Genomic DNA, 10816 nt, shown 5'->3' on the forward strand with positions numbered 1-10816 from the left:
GATATATTTTTTTAGTTCGGACGATATATGGACTTGTTGTGTTGACATTCCATCCCCTCTGGTTGATTTTAGAGCGGGGATGGATTTTTTTCTATTCAAACTTTCTATGAACTTTCCGAAGTCATGGCCCCACCGTTATATTAATATACCAGCGTGGGTATAGCAGAGTAAGTGAGGCACATGATCAAAATATATGTTAAAGGCACGGAAACCAGAAGAACCTATGTCCGATTTGAATTTTCGAGCGAAGGAGCATCACCAGCAGAGATAATCAGAATAATGACAAGTTTGGGCTTTCAGATTGTTCAGGGCCATCACGACTTTATGATTGACTATCACAACGATGGTGAGTTCCTGGAAATCACTGAGCGACTTCACAGGGCCCTGCGTGGCACAAATGTAAGATACACGCTGACAACAGAACCGCTCAAGCCAGTAGAAAGTCCAGTGGACATAGAATCAATGATTTAACTCTTCTTCAATCTTTTTATCTTGTTTTTTCATTTCCTCAATGGTATTGTTGCGATGCTCTTTCAATTTTTCTGCGACTTTCTCATCCTGCAATGCAAGGATTCTTGCAGCAAGAAGTGCAGCATTCACGCCTCCATCTAGTGATACGCATGCCACTGGCATTCCCGGGGGCATCTGGACTACAGATAGAATTGCATCTAGTGAAACTTTTCCGCTACAGGGCACCCCAATCACGGGTTTGAGGGTTTTTGCTGCCACAACACCTGGGAGTGCTGCTGAAAGACCAGCAATCGCTATGAACACCTTCGCATCAGAATTTCTAACAAATTCTTCCACAAGCTCTGGTGATTTGTGTGCAGAGGCAATGTGGACCTCATAAGAAATTTCCAGGTTCTTAAGCATCGAGACACATTTTTTTATCACTTCCAAATCAGAAATGCTCCCTGCAATTACACATACATCTACCATACTCCACCCCATCTCAAAAACCCAAGAATATAAAAATATTGAAAAAAATATAGCAAAAAAAAGTTCATGCAAGCTCTTTTAGGCCTTCATTATTGCTGCTAGAAACACCACAACAGCGACGACTGCACCGCCTATTGCGGAGAGGAGCATGAGAAGCGCACTCTTTATGAGTTCCAGAAGATGCCCTGGATTCATTCTGTAGTAGTAGAAGCCCCCAAGAATCCCGACCACAAGACCGACAACCAGAAGAATTGCTCCGATCAGCCTGCTTCTGCCAGTCCCGAAATAGGCTGTGAAAATCCCAGCAAGCAGCATGAAAAGTCCCATTGTCAGCAGAAACACTGTTAGGTATTCCAGCCAGCCCATGTTCATTCTTTCACCAGCGTTCTCAGAACTTTATTCCAGTCAAGGTCTTAGTGTCAATTACGCCAGGAATAGACCTAATTTTGTCCACAACTACCTGACCGAGAACATTGAAGTCCTCTGCCTCTACCTTTGCAATCAGGTCATATTCCCCGAATAGAGGGTGCAGTTCCACTATCTCTTTCACTTTCAGTAACTCGTTGTACACGTCGTGTTCCTTTGCCGGTGCCGTGCTTATTAATACGAAGCCGATTGCCATTTGCTCACCGTTTGGGTATAGATACTTCTAAAATATAAAGATTTCCACGGTTGTTTCTTACGGTTGTCTCACAGTTGTCCAATATCCCTATCTTGGGACGGCTTGGGAGTTGGCGGTGGCAATACCTCTCGGGCTTCCTTCTCTTTCGCATCTTCTCTTTTTGCGACCACTTCGCTCTCCTTCTTTTCCTGTTTTTCGCTTTCTTTATGTTTTGCTACTTCAGTTCTTGGCAGCACTATTTGCCGCCCACATTTCGGGCAAGTTCCGTATGTTTTTGCACATAGAATACATACTGGAGCGCCACAATCATGTAGAATGTCTGCCAGGCCATTGCAAATCATACAACGTTCTGTGCCCTTTCTTCCAGATGGGAGAAATTCTGAGTTAGCATCGGCAGAAGGAGTTTTATCGACAATCTCATTTACTTCTACAATAGGGGTGCTTACCTTTCCATCACTGAATGATTTGAGATGGTGTAGAAGAATCTTTGCTTTGAAAATACCAGTATTCAACTCTTTTGCAAGATTGAACAACGTTCTTTTTTCTGGTGGAATCCTCATTGCTTCCCTTGCAAGTGCCTCAATTTCAGGAGCGAACTCATATTTGGACGCATCCATTTCCTCTACTGCCATGATGAATCCCATAATCTTTTTCGCCTTCTGGACTGAAATGTTTGGGTGGTTCATGACAATGTCAGAGAGCATTATTCCATTTCTTGCAATTCCATCAGGATTTCTTTCAATGCACACTCTGAGAATCTCAGTTGTCTCTTTATCCAGTGTCTCAATTTCTCCTTTTGATAAGGTTGAGAGCTCGACATGCTCAAATGATGAAAGGTAAGTGGCAACATGGTCAAGCATGTTGAACGGAATTTTGCACTCCACAAACATATCCTTTTTTGTGAGACGTCGTTTCACTTGGTATTCATATTCCAGCACTTTTCTAGCGTAACTTTCAATATTTTTCTCTATCATCCTTATCTGTGCGGTCTTTCTACCTTCAAATGCAGGTGCAAATTCTCTGTCGATTTCAAGGGCTCTTTCAAAGCATCTGAGTGCATCCTCGTACCTTTCCATCTTTATCAAACAAAGCCCTTTTGCATTCCACACATACTTGTTTTCTGGCTCAAGCCCAATTAAGCGGTCATAATCTGAGATTGCCTCGTTGTATCTCCCAAGTTTTTCCAGGAGTAATGCACGGTTCTGCAATGCCTCCTTATAATCTGGGTTAAGCTGAAGGACCTTTGCGTAGCAGTCAACTGCCTCAGGAAGTTTCTCTCGTGAGGCATAGATTTCAGCGAGAGCCATATAAACTACAGGAGCTCGACTCTCTATCTGGAGTGCCTTCTCATAATATTCGATTGCTTCGTTAACAAGACCTGTTCTGAAGTTTGCCCGACCCATCAAATACCATGTCTCCCAGTCCGCTTTACCGGTCCTTACCACTTTTTCAAAAGCATCTTTTGCAGCTGCAAAATCATCACGAAGCATGTAGAGATTGCCAAGGGCTTTCCAGGCCTCTATATTATCTGGCATTATGGCAATCGCACTTCTGAACTTTTCGATTGCCTCCTCCACCTTACCATCATCCTGAAGCGCTTTTCCGAGTTTCAAAAAGGCATCAGCATTATCTGCAACTTTTACGGCTTGCTCGTAACACAGAAGTGCCTCTTCCTTTTTCCCGAGTTTTATGAGGGCATCTCCCTTGTATTCCCATGCTTTTGTATTCTCACCATCAATTTTCAACACGCCATCGTAGTAGTTGATTGCATCAGATGGCTTATCCATCTCCAACAGAATTTTTGCAGCATCAAAGTATGGTGCAATCTCGTTTGGCTCAAGAGCAATTGCTTCCCTTACCGCAGCCAGTGCCTCCTCCAATCTACCGAAATCCCACAGCAATCTTGCTTTGTCTAGCCAGCAACCTCTATTTTGAGGATTTCTCATGAGAATTCTATTGCACACTCTAAGTGCTTCTTCCTTTTCGTTTCTAAGCACATGGAGTTGTTTTTTTAGATCGAGGAGTGCTAGCTCGTCAATGAATCTTCCGAGCCCACTTTCTATCTCCCTGTTTGCTTCATCGTACTTTCCGATGGAAATTAGGCATTCTATCTTATCTTTTAATGTTTCGATATCGTCTGGTGCAAGCTCGAGAATCTTGTTACAATACTCTATAACATCTTCAGTGCGTTTTAGAGTAAGAAGAACATCTTTTATCTGACGCAGAAGTTCAACATCCTGTGGCGCACGGTTCATTGCTCCCATAAGCGAGACCAACCCTTCTTCTAATCGGCCAACCTTAATCTGAGATTGCCCCTTACGAAGTAGGATGCGTACATCATCAGGTCTTAGAGCCGAAGCTAGAGTATAATACTCAACTGCCTCATTGGTCCTTCCGAGTTTCGTCATCACTTCTCCCATCTGATAGAGAATTTCTGGGTCACTCTGGTCGATATTTCTTGCTTTTTCAAAGTTGGAAAGTGCTTCCTCAAATCTTCCTATCTGCATAAGTGCGAGTCCTTTACCCATGAAGTACTCTTTTTTCTCTGGGTTAAGTTTAATCGCTTCACTAAAACTTTTTGCTGCTTCTTCGAACATCTGCATTTCCAGTTCGGCCCTGCCTTTCATGTACCAAGCATTTGGGTTATCTGGAGTGGCAGCTACTGCTTTCTTGGTAAGTTCAAGTGCTTTGTCGAAATCGCCAGTGAGAATAAGCACGCGAGTTCTAGCGATTGCAGCTTCTGTATAATCTGGTCGCATTTCAAGCACTTTTTCGAAAGCAACCAAAGCATCCTTGAGGTATCTTTCTCTCTCATAGTTTTGAACAGTTGCAGCAAGTTGTTCTGCAGAAAGGCCGAGGTCCATAAGAGTTTCGAGTTCTGTTGGGTCCGACTGCAAAATTTGTTTAGATATAGAATAAACCTCGGAGAATCTCCCTAATTCCTTTAAAATTTCCTTTATCCTACGCTGTACACTTAGGTCGTTGGGAACGATCTTCAGATATTCCTGGTAAGATCTAAGTGCCTCCTCATTCTTTTTCATTGCATCCAGAGCAGAGGCCTTTTCAAGCAGCGCTTCTCTATCTTCTGGAAGAATTGTCAGAAACCTATTGCAGTAATCCACGAGTAATTCATGTTTCTGTAGAGTTCTTGCAAGACCACGCAAAGTTTGCAAAATCTCGAGATTTGTAGGGTCGATTTCAAGCGCCATCGCATAGGAGTTCAGTGCCTCTTCTGTTTTTCCGAGATTTAAGTAAGCAAAGCCCCTATCAAGCATTGCCTGGATATTATTTGGAATTAATCTGAGAATTTCGCTTGCACTGCTGATGACAATCTCATGCTTTCCCAACTGTTTAGCAATATTCTTTTTGTGCAACCACCACTCAGATTCATCTGGGTATGCAGTAGTGAGGACTTCGTAAACTTCCAGTGCCTCTTCAATCCGTCCTAGTGTAAGTAAAATGTCTCCTTTCATACAGAGTGCTGTCCGGTCTGTTCTGTCCATCTCTAGAACCTTGTTATACTCATCTAGGGCTTCTCCGATTCTCCCAAGTTTCTTCAGAATGTTTGCCTTGACAGTGAGAAATTCTTTCGTTGGCTTTATCTTGATTGCGTTTTCAAGCATTGCGAGTGCATCATTGTCCTTTCCCATTGCCACTAGCACATTCGCCTTCTGATACCATGCCTCACAATCATTGAAATCAAGCTCGATGATTCTATCAAAGCACCCAATGGCTTCCTCATACCTCTTCAGATTAGCAAGAGTTATGCCCTTCTGAAGTAAAATTTTTTTGTTATCTGGCAAAAGCTTCAGAATTCTGTCAAAATAAAACACATTGAGGGGGTCGAGTTCCTGTACTTTCAGATAGCATTGCACAGCCTCGTCTGTTCTTCCGAGAAGTCTATAGGCATCTCCTTTGCTTGTCCAGATTGATTTGTCTTTCGGATAGATTTCAAGGGCACGGTCATAGGCCACCAGTGCCTCTTCTAGATTCTTACTAGTGACTGTCAGAATAAGCGCTTTGTGATACCATGCCATTCCGTTCTTCGGATTAAGACGAATTGCCTGTTCGAAACAGGCCTCACTCGCATCGTACTGATTTAGAACATAAAGTTCATATCCCAGATCATTTAAAAGACTTGAAAAGTTTTCTGCATATTTTTCAAATGATTTTGTATTTTGCATCACATACTTGAAAATATCAACATATTTTTTTACTAATTCTGATTGAGGAATTCGCTGTGCCTGGGATTTAACTTCCTTGAACATCTCAGTTGCCTTTTTCAGCACCTTCTTTTCCTTGTCCATCAGGTCATCAAGAAAACCCATATCAGTTCACCCCACAATCGATTGGAACATAGGATCTTCCTTAATGGGTTCAAACACCTTCTCGGACTTCGCTCTCTCTTTGAATTCCTCGCTAAGCACAACTGCCTGCTTCAAGAATGCCTTCGCCTTGTTGTAATCTCCATTCATTGCCTCTAGCACACTCTTGAGATACCAGGCCTCTCCTTCTTTAGGTCTCTTCTTCAGCACTTCATTTAGCGCTTGCGTTCCCCTTTCGTAGTCTCGCATTTGACAGTAAATTGCCCCGATTGCAAGGTAAACATCTGGGTCTTCTGGGTTAAGCTTTGCAGAGACAGTAAACGAGTTCAATGCTTCTTTCACTCTTCCTAATTTTGCAAGTGCAATTCCGTTGTAGTACCACAGAACATCATCTGTAGTATGCACTGGAAGAATTATTTCCATCAATTCGTTCATGTCAGAATATCTCTCCACTTCCAGAAGTTTATCAAGAATTATTAGAATTTTTTCCTTATCATCCACATTTTCTGAAACAAACCGTTTGATTTCAGTAAGAGGGGGAGCATCTTTTGAATATGGTGATTCCAAGATATGAGCAAGTTCCTGAGGAATTTCTGTTGGAGCAGGCAGTGGCTGTGGAGCACTTGGTTGCGGAGGTACAGATTCTACCTTAACGGTTTTCAACTCAATGGGTTTAATCTCTTTTGATAGTTCCTCAGGTCTAGGAGGTGCCTTCTCAAGTGTAGGCAGGTCCTCCACTGCAGAAGCCGTCACCTTCTCTTCTCTTACAGGGATGAGGTCCAGTTCGTCTCCCGTATTTTCAGGTTCTTGAGGTGCCTGTTGCTGAACCTCTACGTATTGCTCTTGAGGCTGGACTTGCTCCACAGGTTGTACACTTTGTTCAACTGTTCCGGCTTCCCTTGCGCCAGCAATCCTTTTCAGATTTTCAGCTTCTTCTGGCTTCATTAATACGACAGCATCATAGTATTCCATCTTTGGATTCATCTCAAATAGGAGCTTGTAAATCTCAACCGCTTCATCTATCTTTCCCTGTTTTGCAAAAACTGCTGCCTTTCCTTCCAGAGCAACAGTGTCATTTGGATTTATTTTAAGAATTCTATCATAATTGGCTAGATTATTTGGCTCTACCTTTATTAAGTTGCGATATGCAAGTATTGCATCCTCGTTTTTGCCCAGCACGCGATATGCATCGCCCAGGTTTCTCCATGCGGTTACATTTTTTGGGTCAAGTTTCACAGCCTCTGAGTAACAAATGACTGCATAGTTGGCAGTGCCAGGATTTGCAAAGTGAATGCTGCCTTTGAATAGCCATGCATGTACATTTTTTGGATCTAGTTGGAGAGCTTTCTCAAGCGCTTCTATCGCACGTTCCACCTCATCCAGTGCATAGAGTCCTCTCCCGATTTCCGTAAGCAGATTAGAATACTCCTTTCTGTATTTTTTCACTTCCTCCACATATTTATTGTAAGTTCTGAGAGCGGCCCTGAATTCATTTGCTGCCTGGTCTGGCTTACCAGCTCTCTGATATTTTTTCGCTGTCTCCACAATCTCACGAATTTCATCCAGAAGTTTCTTTTCAGGATCTCCGCCAAATAGAGGGGGACTCATGCCTACATTCGCTCCTTTGATGCCTATGATGTTATAGGTGAGAATTATTAATACCTTTTGTATGCACCCAAACAGATTTTTGCCAGTTTCTCCTTTGCTCGTTCAGATAAACACCAGGGCCAACGCAATGACGGCAAATACTCCCTCAAGTCCCAGGAATGTGGTAGTCACATCTAGTTCCTTCCATCTGCCTTTTATCAGCAAAAGGTGAATGACGCTCTTCGGTTTCCCAGAATAGGTAATGAGCCCCTCCGCATCTACACTACCGAAAACATCGGTTCTGCCCCCAAATCTCAACTTGAACAGGAACTCGCAGATGTGGGGAATGTAGAGAAACATCAACGGAAGCCAGAAACCTCCATAGATGAAGAGCAAGGGCATAAGGGTGCCGACTATAAAAGTTCCGGAGTTGCCAGGAAAAACTATCGAAGGATACCAGTTGAAGAGGAGCAGCGTTCCGAGAACTAGGAGAGAGAGTAAGGCAACAGAGCATAGAGCCATGTTATTTGCCAGAAATGCGAGAACTCCTAGTGTTCCAAGCTGGATAACGCCAATTCCCATACTCAAACCATCGTAACCAGAAATTATGTTAAATGCATTTGAAAAAAATGAAGTAATGAAGGGGAGGAGGAGAATAAGAGGAAACAGAGATAAAAACCATGGAACCTCAATTTTGTATTCGCCCGCAACCCAGAATATTATGAGAGGAAGAGAGGGCAGCATCATCAGAGGCACCTTTAGCCAGATGCCACTGCCTTTCAGGTCATCTGCAAGTCCAATAGCACCTGCAACGAGTACCGCAAGTGCCAGTGCGACACCAAAATCTCCAATCAGGGTAGCTAGAATACAGATTATTGCAGGGAGCAAAAAAATTCCACCTGCAGTTGGCACTCTTTTATTTTCTAGCTTATTTTTGTCGGCACGAAGAATAGTTTGGAACCTGCTGGCATTTGCAGTGTAGATTGCAAGTAGAAGCGGAGTGCTAAATATAATGAATAGCAGCACAGCAATCAGAGATTCCATGGTAGCGTATAGCGGATGGGATTTATAAATATAGTCGTCGATATATCAGTAGTAATGCTCCTGCGGTCGCTAATAGGCACCAGAGGAAGTTCTGGTCTTCAGGAACCACTGGAGATGTGTATGGATACCTGTCTTCTGCGTTTGCACCTCCATCTATTGGATAACCTCCTGTGCCATCCCAGTTGCTCCAGTAGTTTCCATTTGTCCCATCATCCCAGGAATTGCCTACATCATCATAACCCTGGCTTGCTCCGTTAGTCCCTTTTCCAGCTCCATTGTTGCGATAAAAGTTGTTGCCATATACCTTATTTCCACTGCTTGACTCTGAGATGGATACTCCATAGCCATTGTTATCCGCAATTGTGTTGTAAACAATGGTGTTACTATCTGAGTCACCCCAGATTGTAATCCCACAGTTTCCGTTATTGGCTATTATGTTACTGCGTATAACATTCAAATGGGAAGCGCCAGAGATTGAAATCCCATGGTAATAGTTGTGATGCACAAAGTTTTCGGCTATGAGAATTGCCCGCCCACCAGAGAGTGTGATGCCAATTGAGTTTAAAAGAATTGTGTTATTCCGTATTTCTGATTGCTGGGCATGATAGAATACTACACCCTCGTTGTTTGCGGAAACTATGTTGCTCCATACCTTGATGTAGGAAGCATCAATGTCTTCACCGAACACTCCGAAATATGTTTCAGTGACAGTGTTTTCAGAGATTCTGATGTTTTTGCATCCACCCTGGAATTTAACTCCATACTTACTCTTGGTCAAAATGTTATGCTCAATTGTGGCATTTGAAACTGCGGATAGCATCACAGCAGGGCCATAGGGGTACGTATATTGAAATGTTGCATTCCAGAGCTTGCAGTTTTTCAGAACGAAATAGAGGTCTGTATTCTCGATCCAGAGAGCATATCCACCACCATTCCCATTGAATTCATACCCTTCTACGATGTACGGATTCTCAGCAGTTCCATTCCCTGGCCATCCGTTTGTCTGAGCAATGTAAATAAACTCATTGTTTCCATTTATGTGTAATGGTCCAGATGAACGCCATGGCGAATTTGGACTCACATTTGTGGAAAGATTGTAGTAATTCCAGTATGTCTTGAGAGCTACAGAATAGCCAGATGGATTTCCTGCTGGGCTAGCGCCGAAGAGATAGTTGTCTGCACCATTGGTGAGAAACACGGCTACACTAATCGAAACAGGGTTGTCAATATCCGTAAATGGAATTTCAAACTCAGCTATGCCATTTCCCCAGTCCTGAGCAGGTTCCACCCCAAAGTACGGTTTATCAGGCACCCACGCTGTGCCATTCCATTCCCTCAGATTCCAGTATTTGTTCCAGGGTCTAAGGATAAAGCACCAGTCCGCATGGAACGGGAGGGTGTGCTTTCCATTCCAATCTACACTTTCCACTGTTCCTCCATTTCTTGTATCCATGTACAGCCATAGAACATCGTAGTCACTATCGCTTCCATGGAATGTCTCCTGGCGGTTCAGAGCAATGTAGAGATTGGTTGCATCCCATGTGAGATACCAGATTGCATTGTCATTTCCACCAAGCACTTCATCAGAATGCCAATCAGAGAGATTCGCATCAATCGTTATTGTGTGGTTTGTGGTCAGTGGCTGAAGTGACTGCGATGCACAGCACTCATAAGGTGTCCCTGCGCAACATTCTGGCTGGAGAGAAACAAGTGCCAGAACAATTGTGAACAGCATGACAAACTTTCCGATCAAGCTCTTTTCCAGCAGCATGGGCAATCACCAATTACTCCCCATTACACAATACATATATTTTTTTTACGGCTGAACGCTGCTTTTACAATTTTTGTGATGCCTCCACAGGTAAAAAATGGATAAAAGAAGGAATACCACAAAAATCCAACCCAAAACTACAGGCACAAGAATCTGTGGTGTGCTTTCCATCACAAAAGAGCCAGCACCAACGCAAACAGAGATCCTGAAATTATCAAAGAGAGATTGATAGGTGTAATGCAAAAGGGATGAGAGAAAGACGTAGAGTGCAAATCCAACACAGAGAGTTCCTGCACCACACCTTTTTCTGATAAACCTGTAATTTCTACTTGCGAAAGTGGTGTGGAGGAAGTAGAGCCCTACAAGACCAACGAGAATCCCTAATCCTCCTGCAGGAGCAAGGAATCACTAACTTCCCAAGTTTTGAGTAATATGTATTTCCAGCTCATTAAGCAGTTTTCTCGTGGATTTTGTCACTTCATTCACAAAGTTCTGCTCCCCTACGGTCACAACATAAACTTTGGATAA

9 protein-coding genes are annotated in these 10816 nt (G+C 43.1%); 2 read left to right on the plus strand and 7 right to left on the minus strand.

Annotated elements, in window-relative coordinates:
* Positions 1–180 precede the first annotated feature (180 nt).
* The gene (locus QXD64_08635; GenBank protein MEM3397373.1) at positions 181–471 is read left to right on the plus strand and encodes a hypothetical protein; all 291 of its coding nucleotides are present in this window, start codon (positions 181–183) and stop codon (positions 469–471) included.
* Here the strand turns inward: QXD64_08635 and purE are convergent.
* From purE to QXD64_08670, 7 genes are all read right to left on the minus strand, one after another.
* Complete coding sequence (purE, locus tag QXD64_08640) at positions 460–939, minus strand: 5-(carboxyamino)imidazole ribonucleotide mutase (protein MEM3397374.1); 480 nt, start codon at positions 937–939, stop codon at positions 460–462. The two genes, QXD64_08635 and purE, sit on opposite strands and share 12 nt — an antisense overlap.
* Before the next feature lie 78 nt (positions 940–1017).
* A complete protein-coding gene (locus tag QXD64_08645) occupies positions 1018–1311 on the minus strand; it encodes a hypothetical protein (GenBank protein MEM3397375.1) in 294 nt (97 codons plus the stop codon).
* A gap of 16 nt (positions 1312–1327) precedes the next feature.
* On the minus strand, positions 1328–1561 hold the full coding sequence (locus QXD64_08650; GenBank protein ID MEM3397376.1) for an Lrp/AsnC ligand binding domain-containing protein: 234 nt from the start codon (positions 1559–1561) through the stop codon (positions 1328–1330).
* A gap of 68 nt (positions 1562–1629) precedes the next feature.
* Complete coding sequence (locus QXD64_08655; GenBank protein MEM3397377.1) at positions 1630–5889, minus strand: tetratricopeptide repeat protein; 4260 nt, start codon at positions 5887–5889, stop codon at positions 1630–1632.
* A 6-nt stretch (positions 5890–5895) separates the two neighbouring features.
* The gene (locus QXD64_08660; protein MEM3397378.1) at positions 5896–7494 is read right to left on the minus strand and encodes a tetratricopeptide repeat protein; all 1599 of its coding nucleotides are present in this window, start codon (positions 7492–7494) and stop codon (positions 5896–5898) included.
* A gap of 102 nt (positions 7495–7596) precedes the next feature.
* Positions 7597–8517, minus strand: a complete 921-nt coding sequence (locus QXD64_08665; protein MEM3397379.1) for a hypothetical protein — start codon at positions 8515–8517, stop codon at positions 7597–7599.
* A gap of 22 nt (positions 8518–8539) precedes the next feature.
* On the minus strand, positions 8540–10288 hold the full coding sequence (locus tag QXD64_08670) for a NosD domain-containing protein (protein ID MEM3397380.1): 1749 nt from the start codon (positions 10286–10288) through the stop codon (positions 8540–8542).
* 97 nt (positions 10289–10385) lie between these two features.
* On the opposite strand from QXD64_08670, the gene QXD64_08675 reads away from it, so the two are divergent.
* On the plus strand, positions 10386–10517 hold the full coding sequence (locus QXD64_08675; GenBank protein MEM3397381.1) for a hypothetical protein: 132 nt from the start codon (positions 10386–10388) through the stop codon (positions 10515–10517).
* The last annotated feature ends 299 nt before the right edge of the window (positions 10518–10816 follow it).

The sequence above is a fragment of the Thermoplasmata archaeon genome (assembly GCA_038874435.1).
GTDB lineage: Archaea > Thermoplasmatota > Thermoplasmata > Lutacidiplasmatales > SKW197 > SKW197.

Coding starts and splice junctions, on each gene's coding strand:
- QXD64_08635 (MEM3397373.1), top strand. CDS start 181: ATGATCAAAATATATGTTAAAGGCACGGAAACCAGAAGAACCTATGTC.
- purE (MEM3397374.1), bottom strand. CDS start 939: ATGGTAGATGTATGTGTAATTGCAGGGAGCATTTCTGATTTGGAAGTG.
- QXD64_08645 (MEM3397375.1), bottom strand. CDS start 1,311: ATGAACATGGGCTGGCTGGAATACCTAACAGTGTTTCTGCTGACAATG.
- QXD64_08650 (MEM3397376.1), bottom strand. CDS start 1,561: ATGGCAATCGGCTTCGTATTAATAAGCACGGCACCGGCAAAGGAACAC.
- QXD64_08655 (MEM3397377.1), bottom strand. CDS start 5,889: ATGGGTTTTCTTGATGACCTGATGGACAAGGAAAAGAAGGTGCTGAAA.
- QXD64_08660 (MEM3397378.1), bottom strand. CDS start 7,494: ATGAGTCCCCCTCTATTTGGCGGAGATCCTGAAAAGAAACTTCTGGAT.
- QXD64_08665 (MEM3397379.1), bottom strand. CDS start 8,517: ATGGAATCTCTGATTGCTGTGCTGCTATTCATTATATTTAGCACTCCG.
- QXD64_08670 (MEM3397380.1), bottom strand. CDS start 10,288: ATGCTGCTGGAAAAGAGCTTGATCGGAAAGTTTGTCATGCTGTTCACA.
- QXD64_08675 (MEM3397381.1), top strand. CDS start 10,386: ATGGATAAAAGAAGGAATACCACAAAAATCCAACCCAAAACTACAGGC.